Below are 20,159 nucleotides of genomic sequence, written 5' to 3' on the forward strand. Positions count from 1 at the left end.
TTTAATACAAACTATATGTATTGAAAATGCATTTTAGCGATTGAGAAATTTAGAAGAAGCCATAAAAAAGCTCCGATTGTAATGAAAATCGGAGCTTAAATTTTTAACCTATATTCAAAATTTATTTTAGTTTTTAAACACGTGTGAATTAGCCCTCTTTTTCACAAAACCTCCTCACATCTTTCAAAAACTCTTAACACTTCATTAAAGGAGTGTTATATAGGGTTAAAAAATATTTAACATTAACATATTTGACATATTTTCAACCTCAAAATCATTCAATTCATTTATGTCTCATAAATACACAACCACATTAAACCTGTTCTTCAGTAAATTTAGTGTCTTTACTTTTTTACTTTTCATACTGGCCCAAACGAGCTTTGCACAAAACAAAGAGGTAGAACAGGTCTTTTACTTTACAGGAAATACCGAATTAAAAACCAGTAATCCTACTCAACAGGTCCTTAAGTCTATAAGCGAGCTTTCTCAGAATGATGATAAAGCGACTTTTGTCGCACTGGGAAACATCACAAAAGATGGCTATCCTCCTAAAAAGAAAGACCGTAAAAAGGTTGAAGAATTGCTGCAACAGAGCATTATGCAACCTCTTGCTAATTTTAATGGAAATATCATTTTTATGCCCGGCCGTAATGAGTGGAACAAAAACGGTCACGAAAATATAGATGATATGGAGTCTTTTATACAAGACAACAGCAAAGTTAAATTCTGGCCTAATGACGGCTGCCCACGGGAGCTTGATGATCTGGATACTGAAAATATAGAATTTTTGATGATAGATTCTCAGTGGTTTTTAGAAGACTGGGACAATCACCTATACCTCAATAATAAATGTGACATCAAAACTCGTGATGATTTTATTGCGAAGTTTAAAGATGACCTAAAAGATGAGCAGAATAAGACGGTAGTTGTTGCTGTTTATCATTCTGTACTCAGCCTTTCTAGACAAAACTTTTTAGAAGCTATTGGAGGAGTATCTGCTCAGGATTTTTACAGTACTCAACGCCAAAAATATGCCGGTACTTTAGAAACATTAGCAAGTCAGTTTCCTGATGTAATATTTGTTTCTGCAAGTGATAAAAACCTGCAATATGTTTTTGATGATGGCATCCCACAAATCATAAGTGGTGCTGCCACTGATAAATTAGATAATGTGCGTAAAGCTAAAGATGGGCAGTTTGCTTCAAAATCCAATGGTTTTGCGAGGCTTACAGTCTATAAAGACCGTAGTTCTAAAGTAGAATTTTTTACTACTGATGCAGGATCACCTGAGAAACTTTTTGAGAAAAAAATCAGACGTCAGCAACCTAAGCAAGGAGAAATAAGCTATCCTGATATCAGCGCGATGGGTAGTACTACAAAAGCTTCTATTTACACAAAAGAAGAAACAGATAAAAGCAGCCTGTACAAATTTTTCTGGGGAAATCACTACCGTGATGTTTACAGCAAAGAGATTGAAGCTCCGGTTTTAGACCTCTCAACACTTCCCGGTAATGTACACGCTATCTCAGAAGGTGGTGGTAACCAGTCGCGTTCGTTACGTCTTATCGATGATGAAAAACACGAATACACGGCCCGTGAATTGCGAAAGAGTGCCGTGCGTTTTATTCAGTCTAAAATTACAGATCATTACGTGCGTGATTTTATGCAAAACACCATTGCTGAAGAAATTGTACAGGATTTTTATACTACAGCTCAACCCTACGCTCCGTTTGCGCTAAACCCCATTTTTGACAGCTTAGATATTTACAATGCGCAACCTAAAATCTACTATTTACCTAAACAAAAGCAACTGGGTATTTTTAATGAAGATTATGGCGATAAACTTTATATGCTTGAGGCACACGCCGGAGATGAGAATCAATCTTTTGAGCGTTTTGGTGATGCAGATGATATCATAAGCACCAAAGATCTTCTGGCCGAAATACAGGATTCTAAAAAGCACAAGGTAGATGAATCCAACTTTTTAAAAGTTCGTTTAATGGATTTTGCCGTAGGTGATTATGACAGGCATTATGACCAGTGGCGGTGGTCTGCTTATGAGCAGGAAGACGGTACAACAACCTATAAAACCATTCGTAGAGATAGAGATCAGGCGTTTCCTAAATATGACGGACTCATTTTAAGTCTGCTTAAAGTCGCTATGATTGACTTTAGATCTATGGAAAAATACGACGAAGACGTAAACAATGTGAAGTGGTTGAGTCGTTATGCATATCCTTTAGATCAAGCTATTATAAAGAATCTTACCTGGGAAGATTGGGAAGAACAAGTTGAATTTATTCAGCAGAAGTTAACTGATGAAACCATCGAAGTTGCTTTTAAAACTTTACCGGAAGCCACCCAAGACGAAAGTATGGCAAGTATTCAAGAGAATTTAAAAACGCGCCGCGATAATCTGAAATCTATTGCCCGTCGTTATTATGACTATTTAATGAGTCATCAAATCATTTTAGGTACTGAAGACAAAGACGATTTTTTAATCACCCGTCAACCGAATGGCAAGACCACTATAAAGTTAACCACAGAAGAAGGAGAATCTTTTGAACGCACCTACGATAAAGAACTTACAAAAGAAATCTGGATCTACGGTATGGATGATGAAGATACCTTTAAAATCGTAGGAGATGGTGATCACTATATCCCTCTTAAAATATTAGGTGGTGAGAATAATGATGTATATGATTTTGAAAACACACGAGCAGCCAAAGCTTATGATTACAAAAGCAAGAAAAACACCTTTGTAAATTCGGGTAGTCGTAAATGGTTAGTAGATAGTTATGACATCAATACGTATAATGATGCTTCTAGAAAATTAGATGCTTTTTCTACTTTACCTGTTTTGGGATACAATCAAGATACTGGTTTTTCTGCTGGCTTAAGTGGTACATATACTACATACGGTTTAGCTAATAATCCATTTTTAACACAGCAAACCTTAATGGCTAAATATTATGCTGCGACTCATGGTGTGGAATTAAAATATTCTGGAGAGTTTGCTAATGCATTTTACAATTGGAATTTTGGTCTGGATGCTCGTTATACGACTCCTAATTATGCTATAAATTATTTTGGAACTGGTAATCATACAGATTACGACAGAGATCAGGTAGATCTTGATTTTAACCGGGTTCGCATCAGTCAATGGAGTGTGAAGCCATCCTTAATCTATAGAAACGATCGAGTATCATTGCGCTTAGGGCCAACTGTTGAGTCTTTAAATGTAGAATATTCTGGTGACGGTGTTACCGGTGATACTAACATCATTGATGCTGGCGATGATGTTTTTAACACCCAATATTATGCCGGTGCAGAAGCTGCTTTTCAATATAAAAATAAGAGTGGTGAAATCGCTTTTATACGCAGAGGATTTCAGTTTGATCTTGTTGCGGGATACAAAACAAATATTGATGAATATAATAACGAATTTACCTATCTAAAACCTACGCTTTCTATAGATTATCCATTACATCCTAGTGGTATGGCAGTGCTGGCCACTAAGATTGGTGCTTCGATGAACTTTGGAGATGAGTATGAGTTTTATCACGCTGCTACTTTAGGCGGAAATAATAGCTTACGCGGATTTAGAAATGAGCGTTTTAATGGGCAGACTTCATTTTACCAAAGTACCGATTTACGTGTAGGTATTGCTCAATTGAAAACCAATTTCATACCGCTGAGACTGGGAGTTTCTGCTGGTTTTGATTACGGTCGTGTTTGGGTAGACAATGACAATTCAGAACAATGGCATAACAGTTATGGAGGTTCTGTTTTTATCAACGGTTTTAAAGCGATTACTGCTAACGTAGGGTATTACCGCAGTAAAGAAAGCGACCGTGTGTTATTTACATTAGGTTTTAAATTCTAAAGTAAACGACCTTGGAGCAAGCCTGTCCGACAAAAGCAGCCCCGCAAGGCATTAAAAGGAAACAGCTTTTAACTTCGAGGCAGGCCTCAGCATTTAAATCTTGATTATTGAGTAAATTAATCAACTAAATAGTAAACCCGTTTTTTAAACAGAACGGGTTTTTTATGGAATTAAACTGTCTAAGAACTAAACATCATTCAATACTTGTGGAGTTTTTCCGTTAATACGGATTTTTTCCTTTCAAAAGAAAAATAGATTTGCGTACTTTGTAGGTATGAAAGATGCAAAGTTTGCAATCATTGATGTAGAGACAACCGGCGGCGGTATCAAAGGAAACAAAATAACCGAAATCTGTATCATCATTTTAAAAGATGGAAAAGAGATTGATCGGTTTACTTCTTTAGTTAATCCCGGAAGAGACATCCCGCTTTATATTGAAAAACTTACGGGTATCAATGACCGAATGGTTGAGGATGCTCCCTATTTTAATGAACTCGCAGACCGCATCAATACGCTGACAGAAAATTGTATTTTCGTCGCTCATAATGTGGGTTTTGACTACAATGTGGTTCGAGGAGAATTTAGTGAGGCAGGGATAGATTTTAACCGAAAACGCCTGTGTACTGTGCGTCTTTCCAAAAAGCTCATTCCCGGTTTATTCTCTTACAGTCTGGGCAATTTATGTACTTCTATAAACATACCACATTATGATCGTCACCGCGCCGAGGGCGACACCGAAGCTACTGTAATCTTATTTCAACGCTGCCTGGATCTGGATCCTGAATACGAAGTAATAGATGAGTTCTTAAACCGAAAATCAAAAGAATCCTATTTTCCGCCACATTTTAAAGCTTCAGATTTTGAAGAATTGCCTCATAAAGCCGGGGTGTATTTTTTTAGAGATAAAATCGGGAAACCGCTATACATTGGCAAAGCCATAGATATTCAAAAACGAGTGCTTTCTCATTTTAAAGAAAAAAGTAATCGTAAATATGAATTGCTGCAAAATACCCACAGTATAGATTATGAACTTACCGGCAGTGAGTTACTCGCTTTGCTTCGGGAAGCTGAACTCATTCTCAAACACTATCCCAAATACAACAAAGCTCAGAAAAACCCAACAAAACCCTACAAGCTTACCTCCTATCACAACAAACAAGGTATCGAGCAATTTGCCTTGCATAAAAATAAAATCGCTCCCGTAAGCTGGATGCAATTTTACACCCGTGAAGAAGCCATTCAGTTTTTAGAACATATTTGTGAGGAGTTTGATTTGTGCCCAAAATATTGTGGGCTGCAACAAGGTGTAACGGAGTGTAATCACTATAAAATACACACGTGTAGTGGTGCCTGTCGTGGCGATTTAAAGGCGGAAACATATAATGCTCGTGTGAGTAAAGCTCTAGATTATATTCATACCTATGAGCAATCTTGTCTGCTCGTTGAAAAAGGAAGAAATACTCAGGAAAAGTCTTTTATTTACCTGAAACAAGGTCGGTTTGCAGGTTATGGGTTTATTGATGAGACTGAAGAATTCAATCAACCGGAAGACTTTACTAACTTTTTAAATCCGCAGAAAAGTTCTGCTTATGCAGATCGTATCGTTCGGCGCTATTTAGCTACACAAAAAGGAATCACCCGATTGCCACTTAAACAAACAGAAACTTCTAATCAAAATATATTTGAAGCCTGGCTTTCTTGATTACGCTTCATTAGCAAGTTCGCTCGCTTTTTCGGCATCTACTTTTCTTGCAAAGCGCGAGGCTATGGCACTTATGATCATAATTTGTGAAGCGTGAAAAAGCATCAAAGGCAGTAAAATGAGTCCCAAACTTGCCATATTTCCGAAGAGAATTTTAGAAAAAACCGTTCCGTGAACCAGGGATTTTTTAGTACCACAAAATTGAGCCGTGATGCGGTCTTCCATATTAAAACCAAACAGCTTTGCGATCAATCCGGTTATTATAAAAATAATTGAAAATACAGCCAGAACACCTGCAAACAGCAGTATTAAATCTATGATGGAAACACTAGTGAATAAATTTTCGGCAAACGATTCTGCAAAACTTTTATAAATGATCAAGAGAATTTTTTTGAGTATAGCGTAACAGTGCCGCATCTTTCTAATGAATCTTCTGATCCTTTTAGGGTTTACTACCTGATAGCCTTTTTTGCTAAGCATATTGACTATCGACAATACGCTTTTAGCATGGAAAATCAAGGCGTGCCTGTCAATTAAAGTACAAAAAGTAAAATGTGATAAAATTAGTGGAGGTCTGGAAAATTTTTACTTTCCAAAAAATAGGGTTTATATCACAAACATTCTATAATTGAATTAGTTATATACTAAAGAAGCCATTATTTAGTATGTTTGAATTCAAATTATTGGAAATATCTAATTAGTTTTTATTAAAAATATTGTTTTGTGCATTAGGAAATATGGTATGATTATGTAGTGGGATCAAAAGGTACATTCGCACTAATTAGTTTTAACTCCTAAGCTTTATTTGAACGAAGATATAATTCTAAATATCCATTGTTGGTTCATTTTTGATATAATCGTTTCAGTTATTTTGCTGTTTTGAGATATAAATGGGGATCTTGTCTTAAACTGTGATTAGGGTACTGATTACTGAGACTGGTCAAAGCGAACTATTTTGAGTTATAGGATTGTTTTAATTGGTCTTAGGTATTTTGTTGGAGTAACCTTATATAGTATGTAGTATGTAGTATGTAGTATGTAGTATATAGAAAATACTTTAATTGTGGTTTATAAACGAGTTTTTTCTGCGTCCTAGTGAAATGCAAAGATAAGTTCCAGATGCGTAAAGACAAATTTTAAAAATTCAGTTAAAAGAACTTTCTATTTTATTTAAACTTTTTAAACAGCAGGAAAAAGATGCTCATAAGTTTAGCTCCCAATTGTTCTCTCAATATAGAATATGCCTTAGTTAAATGACCTTCTACCGTCTTTTTTGAAATTTTAAGATAATCAGCAATTTCAGTATTAGATAAACCATCTTTTTTACTAAGCATAAAGATCTCAGCACATTTTTGGGGCAATAACGAAACCCCCTCAAAAATGACCTCCTTTTTTCTCTCGAGGATATCTATATCATTGTTATGTACTACAGATTCAACTGTATTTATGTACACCTTGTCAAAAGGAGTTAAGTGATTATTTTTTTTATAGTAGTTTATAAACTCATTGTAGCAGCTTTTATATAGAAAGTTCTTAATGGAATACTCAGGATTAAGTCTACTTCTGTACTCCCATAATTTTAAAAATACATTTTGAATAATGTCTTCTGTGATAGCATGGTTATGCGTAAATGTATATACATAAGCAAATAATTTTTTATGGTAAAGTTTTAAAAGCAACGCATAACCAGCTTCTTCTCCATTCTGTAGACGTTTTATTAAAGTCAGATTGTCGTTATACATAAGGTGCTATATAGTTAAAAAAACACACGTTTAATTGTTTAATATTAAAAAAATTATAATAAAAATTAAAAAAAATGTTAACCAAAGCAAGGGTGTAGATTATTTTAATTGTATTACTAGTATAGATTAGCAAAAAAGATGGAGAGTAAAATAGAACAAACTTTAATAAGGTATTTAACAAATACAGCTTCTCAGGAAGATTTGAGATCATTGTCTGACTGGATAGAAAAGCCTTCTAATAAACAAGAATTAGAATCTTTTATAAAAGATTATTACACGATTACTTACAGTATTAATAACCCCAATACAAATCTGGCTTTGCAAAACTTATTAACCTCAATTGATAAACGCAAAAGATTGCGGCATATTCAAAAACGTAGGTTATTCAGTAGATATGCGGCAGCTATTCTTGTGATTTTAATTTTAATAGTCGATTTTCAGTATGGTAACTATATATTTAATAGCGCATCCACATCTTCAAAACAGATAAAAGTAGGAACAGATAAAGCCACATTAACCTTGGAAGATGGATCTGAAATACAGCTTGGAGCAAAAGAAATATTTCAAAAAAGCGGCTATTTAACTAATGGAACCCTAATTGAATATTTAACAGATACCAAAGATAGTAAGGAGAGTAAAGAAATTGCCTATCACTATTTAACGGTGCCGAGAGGAGGAAAATTTTCAATCATTTTATCAGATGGTACAAAAGTGTGGCTCAATTCTGATAGTCGTTTAAAATATCCTACTCAATTTAAAGCAGGAAATTCTCGCGAGGTAGAACTGGAGTATGGAGAGGCCTATTTTGATGTATCATCAGCTACAAAACACGAGGGAGCATCTTTTATAGTTTATAACAGTGATCAGAAAGTAGAAGTTTTGGGAACTGAATTTAATATTAAAGCTTACAATGATGATGCAGATGTTCTTACCACTTTGGTAGTAGGGAAAATAAAATTAAAAGTTGAAGAAATAGAACAGGTTCTTGAGCCGGGTCAACAAGCAAAATATGATGTAAATAACAATAGGATCATAACGAAATCGATTGATATTTATAATGAAACTTCGTGGAAAGAAGGAATTTTTAGTTTTGATAATAAATCCCTCCTAGAAATAACCAAAGTACTTTCTCGATGGTACGATGTAGAATTCAATTTTTTAAATGAAAATGTGCGGCAAGAAAAATTTGTAGGAATTCTGAGTAAGAATCAAGATATCGATCAAATACTGTTGCAGATAAAGAACTTAGGAATAATTAATAACTACAAAATTGAAAAAAATGAAATTGCAATAGAATAAAAAAAGAGAACGAAGTCAAACATTTGGCGATGGACTCAACTTCGTCTCTCTCAAGTATTAATATTAGATATTCACTAACAAATACCTAACAAATTTATGAAAATTAAATTACCCTGTTCGCAATTCTCCTATCCAAAGAAATTGCTGCTTTTACTTATGAAAACATTTATTTTTTTACTGTGCATTACGGCGTTTGGCTTATCGCCAAAATCTTCATACTCTCAGGATAAAATCACCATCTCCAAAGATCAGGTGGTGACTATTAATGAAGTATTTCATATGATTAGAGAGCAGACTGATTACAGGTTTATTTATTCTATAAACTCTTTTAAGAATACGCCCAAAATACAATTACGAAAAGGAGAGTTTAATATTGAAAATTTACTAAAACGTTTTATTAATAAAGGTGATCTTGATTTCGATATTAGTTCAGATCACATTATTACCATTAAGAAAACCAATGAAATTATAGAGGAAAAACCAGTTTCAAAAACTAATATCCAAGAGATAGAGATAAAAGGTCAGGTAATCACTGCTCTCGACAACGTACCACTTCCTGGCGCAAGTATTCTTGAAAAAGGTACGGTCAATGGTGTTATAACTGATTTTGACGGAAAGTTCTCCCTTAAAGTTAAAAATCAAGATGCTATTTTAGTCATTTCGTATGTTGGCTTTGCTACGCAAGAGATTCCTGTAAATGGTAAAACCAATCTGAATATAATTTTAAAAGAAGATGCAGACAGTCTGGAAGAGGTTGTTATTGTAGGTTTTGGTAGGCAAAAGAAGGTTTCCTTAACCGGTGCAGTTTCAACCGTTGATATGGAAGATATGAAAACAAACCCAACTTCTAGTGTATCAAATGCGCTAGCTGGTAATGTACCTGGTGTAATGGGAATGATTCAATCTGGACAACCGGGGAGAAATATTTCAGAATTCTGGATTCGTGGGATTTCTACTTTTGGTGGAGGCAGTAGTCCGTTGGTTTTAATAGATAATATTGAACGTGATTTAAATGAGCTTAATATTGAAGATGTAAAGTCTATTACCGTTTTAAAGGATGCAGCTGAAACTGCAATGTACGGTTCACGAGGGGCAAATGGTGTTATATTAATTACAACAAAGAGAGGTAGCGATGGTAAAATTCAGATCAATTTTAAAGATGAATTTATTTACAATACACGTACGATTACACCAGATTTTGAAGATGGTATAACCTATGCAAATTTGTTAAACGAAGCACGTATTACGCGTAATGAAGGTCCTATATATCAACCTGAAGAACTAGAAATTTTACGATTGGGATTAGACCCTGATCTATATCCTAATGTAGATTGGAAAGATCAACTGCTACGCGATGGCTCGATGACGTATCGTGTAAATTTAAATATGAGTGGTGGAGGGCCAACTTCTAGATTTTACGTTTCAGGAAGTTATATTAATGAAGGTGGAATGTATAAAATAGATGAATCACTAAAAGACGATTACGATACCAATGCCAATTACAAACGCTGGAACTATCGCCTTAACGCAGATTTTAATATCACTCCTACAACGATTGCAAAAGTAGGTGTGGCAGGTTCTATAAGTAAACGAAACAGCCCGGGGTTGGGTGATGTTGATTTCTGGGGCTCCCTATTTGGGTATTCACCCATACGTACACCGGTATTGTATTCAAACGGTTATGTACCTTCAATAGGAACTGGAAACCAGACCAACCCTTGGGTTATGGCAACTCAAACGGGGTTTAATGAGAACTGGGTTAATAAAGTACAAACTAACGTTACCATAGAACAGGATTTTAATTTTATTACGCGAGGACTTCGTATGCGTGGTATCGTGGGCTATGACATCGAGAATATAAATAACATACAACGTCGCAAATGGCCAGAGCAATGGCGTGCTGCAAGGGCGCGGGATGCAAACGGAGACCTAATTTTTACTCAAATTTCTGATCCTGCCGAACTCAATCAATCTGGTAATTCATCTGGTAACAGACTTGAGTTTTATGACCTGATGGTTAACTATGACCGTAGTTTTGGTAATCATAATGTGGGTGGAGCATTGCGATTTACTCGTGATGCCTTTATACAAACCGTTGATCTTGGTACGGACATTAAGAACGGGATTTCCAGAAGAAATCAAGCTCTAGCGGGACGACTTCTTTACAATTGGAATGAACGATATATGGTAAATTTTAATTTTGGTTATACCGGTTCTGAGAATTTTGCACCGGGACAGCAGTATGGTTTTTTTCCAGCGATTTCATTTGCTTGGAACATTGCGGGAGAAAAATTTGTAAAAGATCATTTGAGTTGGATCAACCTTTTTAAGATCAGGTATTCTTATGGTAAAGCAGGTAACGACCAGTTAGCGGGAGGAGAACGTTTCCCTTATCTATATACCATTTCAGAACTATTTCGTCGGGATGATGATGGTAATCTCATTCAACCTCTCGAGCCCACCGGGGGTTATCAATGGGCAGATTATGGTTCAGACAGGTATTATGGCGGAATCATCTACTCACAGGTAGCTTCATCTTATGTTACTTGGGAGGTGGCTACAAAACAAAATCTTGGTTTTGATATCGAAACCCGAGGGGTTACAGCAAACTTAGATTTCTTTAAAGAAGAGCGCTCAGGTATTTATATGACCAGAAACTTTTTACCGGCTATGGTCGGGTTAGAAAGTACGCCTAGAGCAAACGTAGGTATTGTAAAATCACAAGGTTTTGACGGTCGTTTTCTGTACCGGAAACAGCTGGGAGAAGTTACCCTTACTGCCCGTAGTAACATCACCTACAGTAAGAATGAGATTTTAGAACGCGATGAAGAAAATAATGTCTACGCCTATCAGAACCAAGAAGGCTTCCGCGTAGATCAGTCCAGAGGCTTAATTGCTTTGGGTCTGTTTAAAGATTATGACGATATACGAAACAGTCCTACCCAAACTTTTGGAGTGTACCAGCCCGGAGATATAAAGTATAAAGATGTAAATGGTGACGGTGTTGTAAATGATGGTGACCGCGTTGCTATAGGTGCTACTAGACGTCCCAATCTAATCTACGGTTTAGGAGCTTCTGCTAACTGGAAAGGTTTTGGTTTAGGTGTACACTTTCAAGGAGCGGGTAAATCTACATTTTCTACATTCGGAAAAACGGTTCACGCATTTAGCGAAGGCGAATGGGGACAGGTAATGAAAGGTGTTATGGGAGATAACCGCTGGATATCTGCAGATATTTCTGGTAATCATTCAACAGAAGATCCTAATGCTTCCTATCCTAGATTGAGTTTTGGCCCAAATCCTAACAACTTTAGAGAATCTACATTTTGGTTAAGAGACGGCAGGTATCTACGTCTTAAAACTGTTGATTTTGGCTATCAACTTCCTGAAAGTATTACTGCCAGAATTGGTGTTCAAAACCTCCGCTTATATCTGGTGGGGACCAATTTAGTGACGTGGTCTAAGTTCAAACTTTGGGATCCAGAATTGGCCACACCGCGAGGAGAAGACTATCCTCCAATAAAATCTATAACGATGGGAATTAGTGTTAACCTGTAAACTTAAAAAGATGATTAAAAAAATAGTATATACTGTTCTGATATTCGTATTCGGCACTAGTCTTATAACTTCTTGTAATGATGATTACCTGGATTCTAGCACCTATTTTAAAGATCGATTAACAGAAGAAAAGGTATTTGAGAGTAAGGTTTATTCTGAAGAATGGCTGGCTAATGTATTTGAAGAATTAAGAGGAATGAATGCAGATGTGGCAAGTAAGGGGATCACTCCTCACAACTTTGCTGACGATATGTATTATGGAGACCGCGATAGCGATTACGACCCGTCTAAAAATGAACTTTCCTACAACATGTTTAAGATGGGAGAGTATTCTGAAAATGATAAGCAAGAGTCTTGGACACAATGTTACCGTGGTATTCGTAACGCATCGACCTTTATTCATAAAATTTACATGAATAAAGAAATGTCTGCCGAAGAGATAGAAGACTATAGAGGGCAAGCACGTTTTGCACGAGCTTATTTATACTGGTTGTTATTGCGTAAATATGGGCCAATTCCACTGCTACCTGATGAAGGGTTAGATTATGCAGATAGTTACGATGATCTGGCTGTACCGCGCAGCACTTACGAAGAGTGTGCCGCCTTTATAAGTAGTGAAATGCTTCTTGCTGCGCAAGAAATGCAAACATTAGGTCTGGTACGGGGTCAGGATGGCTCTGCAAGACCATCTGTTGGAGCAGCCCTGGCAACCCGGGCAAAAGTCCTGATTTACGCAGCTAGTCCACTAGTAAACGGAAACAACTCTAATTTTGCCTCTTTATTAATGGATGACGAGGGTAAAAAATTACTTTCATCAGATTATCAAGAAGAAAAATGGGCTCAGGCAGCAGCCGCTGCAAAAGATGTCATCGATCTAGGAGTCTATGAGCTGTATACTGTGCCCGTTCAGGAAACAGGTGATGATGCAACGGTTATTCCTCCGGATGATGGTAATTTTTCAGAAAAATCTTGGCCTGATGGTTGGGCTAATATAGATCCTAAAAAATCCTATGCACAAGTTTTTGACGGGACTTTACCTCCCTCAGGAAATCCTGAATTGATTTTTACCAGAGGTAATAATCAGGTCTCAGAAACAATACGAGATATGGTTGCGCACCAATTGCCAAGATCTGCAACAGGGTGGAATACTCATGGATTAACTCAAAAAATTGTAGACGCTTATGCCATGAATGATGGTACAGATGTACCCGGTAAGGACAGCGAGATCGGTCGTGGGGACGGCTCTGAGCGTGCAAGTGGTTATGTAACACAAGAGGACGTTGATGCCGGTATGTTTAAACCGTTATTGCCAGGTGTTTCACTACAATATGCAAACCGGGAGCCTCGCTTTTATGCGTCTGTTGCTTACAATGGAAGTTTTTGGTCTTTATTAAATGAATCTCAGGAACGTAACCGCAATCAGCAGGTTTTTTATTACCGTAATAACCCCAAGGGCAACGGATTCAATTCATCTAATGCATACTGGTTAAGAACGGGTTTTGGTATCAAAAAATATGTTCATCCTAATGATACATATGAAGGTGGAAGCATTGATAAGATCGTCTTCAAACCTGAGCCTGCCATTCGCTACGCAGATATTTTACTTATGTATGCAGAAGCTCTAAATGAATTAGACGGGTCATATAATATTCCTTCCTGGAATGGAGGCACACACATTATAGCTCGTACAATTCCAGAACTTCAAAGAGGAATACACCCAGTACGCATACGCGGTGGGGTACCAGATTATCCGCTGGCTGTTTATAATGATAAAGATGCATTGAGAGAGCAACTAAAAGAAGAACGTTTTATTGAACTTTTAGCTGAAGGTCAGCGCTATTACGATTTACGCCGATGGATGGATGCTGATATCGAAGAGGCTCTACCTATTTATGGCTGCAATATTATTATGAGTGAAGAAGAACGCGATCTTTTTCATAAACCCGTTGCTGTATGGGCATTAGAAACCACCTTCTCAGATAAAATGTGGTTTTGGCCTATAAGTTTAACAGAGCTTAAAAGAAACAACCGCCTTACACAAAACCCAGGATGGAATTATAACGATTAATAAAAATATCATGAAAAATAAACCATTAATACTAATTCTTTGCCTGGTTCAGCTAATACTTTGCACCTCGTGCAACGATGAGTGGACAGAAGAACAATTTGAGAATTACGTGTCATTTAAAGCACCATTAACCAGTGGTGGTGTTACCGATATATACATACGCTATAAGGAGTCTGAAAAAACAACATTTCAGCAACCATTAATCGTAAGCGGCTCTAAAACAAATAACGAAGACATTACTGTAGAAGTTGCTGTAGATGCAGATACATTAGAGGTTCTTAATTATGAACGCTTTCAGAATCGGGAAGATTTTTATTACAGACAGTTAGATAGTAAGTATTATACCATTCCTTTTCAGGTAGAGATCAAAGCGGGAGAGAACACTTCGCTTATGGGGATCGATTTTTCATTGAATGGTATCGATATGGTTGACAAGTGGGTACTTCCTTTAACTATAAAAGACGATCCGTCTTATGACTACGTAGCAAACCCTCGTAAAAATTACCGGAAGGCACTTTTGCGTATTAACCCTTTTAATGATTATTCAGGAACGTATAGTGGTACTGCTTTAAAGACGGTTATGGAAGGCTATGAAAACGAGACACCTGTTGTAAAATCAGAAATTAGATCTTATGTGGTAGATGAAAATACCGTTTTCTTTTATGCCGGAAATATAGATGAAGATCGTCAGGATCGTCGCAATTATAAAGTGTATGCAAATTTTGATGAAACCGGCGGGGTTATATTTTATGCTGAAAATCCTGAAATGAATTTTCAAATAAATAAAGATGCGAGTTATACCATCACAGAACGTATGGATGAAATACGCCCCTATTTATTACATAGATATTTGACCATTAATAACATTGATTATCAATTTACCGATTATACACTGGTTGATAATGTCGCTATTAATTATAAAGTTTCGGGATCATTGATCTTAGAACGACAGTTGAACACGCAGATTCCAGATGAAGATCAGCAAATAGAATGGTAAAAAAGCAATATAAAATACATTTAAAATTGGGGTATAACCCAATTACGTGTATGAATTAAAAATCTATGATTATGTATTTAAATAAAATTTATAAAACTAGGAGTTTACAGGTTCTTTGCGTGGCAATTGCTTTTGTAAGTATGCTTTTTAACGGGTGTCAAAATGATGATGAGGAAGAAATGGTTTTTCCGCCATTTGATGCCTCGGTACCTGTTGAGGTTACTGGGTTCACACCAGAATCTGGTGGGGCAGGACAACGTTTGGTTATCTACGGAAAGAATTTTGGAACAGATGTAGATCTTGTATCGGTTCTTGTAGGAGGTAAAAAGGCTGTTGTAATTAGTGTAAATGGTGAGTCTATTTATTGCCTGATACCTAAGCAAGCATTTGGAGGTGATATTGAGGTCCGTATAGGTCAAGAAGAAAATAAAGTCGTTGCATATGCAGATGCCAATTTTGACTATCAGCGAAAGATGGTTGTTTCTAACTTGATTGGCTATAAAAATGATAGAGGTGATGAGCCTTGGAAAGATGGGAGGTTCACAGCTGAAAATGATACTGACAGAGCAAGTGGGTTCTGGGAACCCTCATTTATCAAGTTTGATCCGTTAAACCCAAAACACCTATGGGCTGTATTCGATTTTAATAACGGTCTTTATCTGATTAATTTTGAAGACAGCACCGTTACCAAAAAGAGATCTGATTTTGATCGACCACGTAGTATAGATTTCACAAATGATGGTAAATACATGATTATCGCTGAAGATCGAGGCGGTGAAAATGATCGAGCCACCTACCGGTTATCTCGTGATAAAGATTGGCAGGATCGAGAAATTATTACGAGATATAGACAATGTAATGGCGCCTCTGTGCATCCGGTTAATGGGGAGCTCTATTTCAACAGTTATGAGAAAGGACAGTTTTTCCGATTTGATCTCAATAAATATTTTGATGAGGGATTAGGTGATAAGGATTATGAGCAATTGTTTGTCGTACAAGATCCCGGCTGGGAATATAAGACCTTTATTCATCCTTCTGGAAATTATGCTTACATAGTGATTATTAACAAGCATTATATTCTTCGTGTTGATTACAATTGGGAAAAGAAGCAGTTTAACCAGCCCTATTTAGTTTGTGGTAGATTAGGAAGTGCGGGCTATCAAGATGGGGTAGGCTCAGGTGTGCGATTAAATACTCCATATCAAGGTGTATTTGTGAAAAATGAAGATTATGTAGAAGCAGGTAAAGCAGATGAATATGACTTTTACTTTACAGAGCAATACAATCACGACATTAGAATATTAACTCCAGAAGGTAGTGTGACCACGTTTGCGGGTAGAGGTAGTTCAAGTATAAACCCCGATCCCTGGGGTTATGTCAATGGAGATCTTAGAGAAGAAGCTCGTTTTGATCAGCCAACTGGTATTGCTTACGAGGAGGAGGAGGGTGCCTTCTATATAGGTGACAAATCTAATCACCGTTTTAGAAAAATAGCCCTAGAGACTAAAGATGAATAACCAATATAAAAACTATAGATCACGCAAACATTTAAAAAATATGACAACTTATTTTCGTTACTTAATACTACTACTCATCTCATTACAAGTATTTACGGCTTGTGTTTCAGTAAAAGATAATGAGCAGTCTCCAATAGCTTCAACAGATAATAGCGCTCAATTGCGAGCTCCTGCTTATCCCTTAGTTACGCATAATCCTAATTTTAGTATCTGGTCTATGGGCGATGAATTAAATGCTTCAAGTACTAAGCACTGGACCGAGCAGGATCAGTCATTGGTAGGTATTGCAGAAGTTGATGGAGAACTTTATCGTTTTTTAGGTATGGAGTCTAAAGTTTACAAAACGCTTTTACCTGCAAGCGATGAGCAATCCTACAAAGTTCTCTATACCGAAGAAAAACAAAAGGGTGACTGGTTCAAGGCAAATTATGATGCATCTAACTGGAAAACGGGAGAAGCTCCTTTTAGTGACGATAGATCAGAAGCAAAAACCATTTGGGAAAGTGATGAACTTTTTTATCGTAGAAGTTTTGATCTCGAGCAAATTGATGTTGAAAAGCTTTACGTTAAATTGCGTCACGACGATGACGTAAAAGTCTATATAAATGGAATTGAAATTTATGATTTTAAAGGATGGCAACACAGTTTTAAATACATTCCTCTTAATGACGAAGCCCTAAGGTCTTTAAGAAAAAAAGAAAATATTCTTGCCATTCATATTAAAAATACTGCCGGAGGCAGATGGCTGGATGCTGGGCTTGTAAAAGAAGTTAAAATACCCGGTCTTGATGGTGTTAAGACAGCAAAGCAAACCAATGTATCGCTTACTGCAAATCAAACTATTTATAATTTTATATGTGGAGGCACAGATCTCACAGCTACATTTACTTCACCTTTATTAATTGAAGATTTAAAAATTTATGCCAGACCGGTAACTTATTTAACAGTCAATGCCGTTTCTAATGATGGTAAAAAGCATAAAGTAAGAGTTTATCTTGGCGCTTCAGGAAACATAGCGGCAAATACTCCTAGCCAAAAGCTCACAGCTAGAAAATATGGGCATGACGGTTTACTTACCTTAAAAGTAGGTACAAAAGATCAACCCGTACTGGAGAAAAAAGGCGACGATCTTCGTGTAGATTGGGGGCATTTTTATGTTGCTTCTCCGTCACAAAATGTTATTCAATACATAAGTGATTCAAAAAATTCTTTAATTGGATTTATAGGAAATACAAGTTTGAAATCAGATGTTATTCCTGAAACAGGTTTGATCATGAATACCATCGCAGATCTTGGTGAAATAGAAAGTTCTGCAGATTGCATCTTCCTGTTAGGTTACGATGAAGGAGAGTCTGTTAATTATTTTGGGCAATCTTTAAAACCTTGGTATAAAAAAGAAACTGCATCTTTTGACGAGCTTTTATCACATGCCTATGCAGATTATGACGATGTAATGGATCGCGTTAAATCATTTGATACAAAATTATATAAAGATGCCCTTGAAGCTGGTGGTAAAAAATACGCAGACCTTTGCGTCATCGCATATAGACAGGCCATTGCCGCACATGTTTTGGTAGAATCTCCTAAGGGAGAAATTCTTTTTCTTTCAAAAGAAAATAACAGTAATGGATCTATTAACACGGTAGACGTGACCTACCCCTCAGCACCACTATTTTTAGTTTACAACCCAGATTTATTGAAAGGAATGCTTAACGGTATTTTTGAATACAGCGAAAGCGGAAGATGGAAAAAACCCTTTCCGGCTCACGATTTGGGAACATATCCCATAGCGACCGGGCAAACATATGGTGAGGATATGCCAGTTGAAGAAGCGGGAAATATGCTCATACTAACCGCAGCTATAGCTAAAGAAGAAGGCAACGCAGACTACGCTAATAAACATTGGAACACGTTAACGATTTGGGCAGATTATTTAATGAAAAGCGGATTTGACCCGGCAAATCAACTTTCTACGGATGACTTTGCCGGTCATTTAGCACGTAACGCAAATCTTTCTGTAAAAGCAATTATGGCTATTGCCTCTTATGGTAAATTGGCCAGTATGTTGGGCAAATCTGATGTAGGAGATAAGTATTTACGTGCCGCTAAAGATATGGCTCTAAAGTGGAAAGCTATTGCAGCAGACGGTGACCATTATGTGCTAGCCTTTGAAAGTGATGATACGTGGAGTCAAAAGTATAATTTAGTTTGGGACGATATTTTAAACTTAAATATTTTTCCTGAAGATGTACAGCAAACAGAAGTTGCTTATTACCTGACGAAACAGGAAGACTATGGCTTGCCACTAGATAGTCGTAAAACGTATACTAAATCGGATTGGGTTTTATGGACGGCTACTCTGGCAGAAAATCCAGAAGATTTTAATAAACTCATGACTCCTATGTGGAATTTTGCAAATTATACTCCAGACCGTGTTCCATTAAGTGATTGGCACGAAACAACCAACTCCCGTAAAGTCGGATTTAAAGCGCGCTCTGTAGTAGGAGGTTATTTTATTAAAATGCTAAAAGAGCAAACCACTACTAAAAGTTGAAAATATAGAAAAATCCAATTCAAAAATTTAGTTTATATTAAAGAGGAATGATTCCAATTTGCGGTTCTAGCTTGCAAATTAGGATCACCCCACTTTTTATATTGCTAGAACAGGCACGTGATTTTCACTGGTGGGCAGGCCTGATTTAGAAGTTAAACATCTATTTACGCAATAATCATTAAGAAGATCAAATCTAGATGAACAGATATGCAATAAAAAATGGCTTTTTTAAGGTGAGAATTTTTTTAATTTGAGAAGACGAATTTTAAATTTTAATGAAATAGGTCAACAATTCGGTTAACATTTACAGGGTATTATTTTAAAAAGTCAATGAATACGCGGTATTGGAGATTGGTTCAAATCCTGCTGCGATCACAAATTTGGCTTATAAACGAAACCAAAACTCTGCAAACACTATGATTTACAAGGTTTTATGTTTTTATGATATTCATATAATTTGATCCGTATTTGGGATCAAGTCTAATTGTTGTGTTTAAGCAAAAATTGTGGTTAATCTATATAAGAAGAATTCAACATTTTTCACGGATCAAGTCCAAAATCTGGGTTTTTACGATTTTAAGAATATAATTTAATCAAGCGATATAAGAAGTATTCGGTATTCCTCACTCCTCTAAATTGTGATCTAAAAGCCTTTACTTTGGCATTAAAGGATTCTGCTGAAGCGTTTGTACTTCTATTGATTGATAAAGTAATTAAGAATGGATCTGTAGTTAAGTGTTATGGTGTTGGCTATGGTATTAAAAGCCTTATCCAGCTGGTTAATTACGGAATATTCTGGTATTTATGCAACCTATACTTCTGGATTTGGAGAAAGC

The 20,159-nt window shown here is 36.4% G+C and carries 11 protein-coding genes; 8 read left to right on the top strand and 3 right to left on the bottom strand.

All coding sequences use genetic code 11. From position 1 onward, the window contains the following. Window positions 1-289 precede the first annotated feature (289 nt). Both BUB91_RS10625 and BUB91_RS10630 read left to right on the top strand, forming a co-directional pair. Window positions 290-3,886 (top strand): ShlB/FhaC/HecB family hemolysin secretion/activation protein, encoded by a 3,597-nt coding sequence (locus BUB91_RS10625; protein ID WP_073099219.1) that lies wholly within the window; start codon window positions 290-292, stop codon window positions 3,884-3,886. A 274-nt stretch (window positions 3,887-4,160) separates the two neighbouring features. Further along, window positions 4,161-5,588 (top strand): exonuclease domain-containing protein, encoded by a 1,428-nt coding sequence (locus BUB91_RS10630; RefSeq protein ID WP_073099220.1) that lies wholly within the window; start codon window positions 4,161-4,163, stop codon window positions 5,586-5,588. Here BUB91_RS10630 and BUB91_RS10635 read toward each other — a convergent pair whose 3' ends face one another. Together BUB91_RS10635 and BUB91_RS10640 are read right to left on the bottom strand one after the other, a co-directional pair. Beyond that, a complete protein-coding gene (locus BUB91_RS10635; protein WP_083557913.1) occupies window positions 5,589-6,068 on the bottom strand; it encodes a bile acid:sodium symporter in 480 nt (159 codons plus the stop codon). 686 nt (window positions 6,069-6,754) lie between these two features. After that, window positions 6,755-7,330 (bottom strand): RNA polymerase sigma factor, encoded by a 576-nt coding sequence (locus BUB91_RS10640; protein ID WP_073099221.1) that lies wholly within the window; start codon window positions 7,328-7,330, stop codon window positions 6,755-6,757. Between the two features lie 138 nt (window positions 7,331-7,468). Between BUB91_RS10640 and BUB91_RS10645 the strand changes: the two genes are divergently transcribed. The 6 genes from BUB91_RS10645 (at window position 7,469) to BUB91_RS10670 (ending at window position 19,323) form a co-directional block, all read left to right on the top strand. Further along, window positions 7,469-8,629, top strand: a complete 1,161-nt coding sequence (locus BUB91_RS10645; protein WP_073099222.1) for a FecR family protein — start codon at window positions 7,469-7,471, stop codon at window positions 8,627-8,629. Window positions 8,630-8,785: 156 nt separating this feature from the next. Then, the gene (locus tag BUB91_RS10650; RefSeq protein WP_073099235.1) at window positions 8,786-12,187 is read left to right on the top strand and encodes a SusC/RagA family TonB-linked outer membrane protein; all 3,402 of its coding nucleotides are present in this window, start codon (window positions 8,786-8,788) and stop codon (window positions 12,185-12,187) included. Between the two features lie 10 nt (window positions 12,188-12,197). Next, window positions 12,198-14,255, top strand: a complete 2,058-nt coding sequence (locus BUB91_RS10655) for a RagB/SusD family nutrient uptake outer membrane protein (protein WP_073099223.1) — start codon at window positions 12,198-12,200, stop codon at window positions 14,253-14,255. A 10-nt stretch (window positions 14,256-14,265) separates the two neighbouring features. After that, complete coding sequence (locus BUB91_RS10660; RefSeq protein ID WP_073099224.1) at window positions 14,266-15,252, top strand: DUF4973 domain-containing protein; 987 nt, start codon at window positions 14,266-14,268, stop codon at window positions 15,250-15,252. 71 nt (window positions 15,253-15,323) lie between these two features. Continuing rightward, the gene (locus BUB91_RS10665; protein ID WP_073099225.1) at window positions 15,324-16,769 is read left to right on the top strand and encodes an IPT/TIG domain-containing protein; all 1,446 of its coding nucleotides are present in this window, start codon (window positions 15,324-15,326) and stop codon (window positions 16,767-16,769) included. Between the two features lie 40 nt (window positions 16,770-16,809). Continuing rightward, entirely contained in the window at window positions 16,810-19,323 is a 2,514-nt protein-coding gene (locus tag BUB91_RS10670; protein ID WP_083557914.1) for a glutaminase family protein, read from the top strand. A gap of 576 nt (window positions 19,324-19,899) precedes the next feature. Here BUB91_RS10670 and BUB91_RS21290 read toward each other — a convergent pair. Continuing rightward, the gene (locus BUB91_RS21290; RefSeq protein ID WP_317041340.1) at window positions 19,900-20,037 is read right to left on the bottom strand and encodes a transposase; all 138 of its coding nucleotides are present in this window, start codon (window positions 20,035-20,037) and stop codon (window positions 19,900-19,902) included. Window positions 20,038-20,159 lie beyond the last annotated feature (122 nt).

The sequence above is a fragment of the Leeuwenhoekiella marinoflava DSM 3653 genome (genome assembly GCF_900129005.1).
Taxonomy (GTDB): Bacteria; Bacteroidota; Bacteroidia; order Flavobacteriales; family Flavobacteriaceae; genus Leeuwenhoekiella; species Leeuwenhoekiella marinoflava.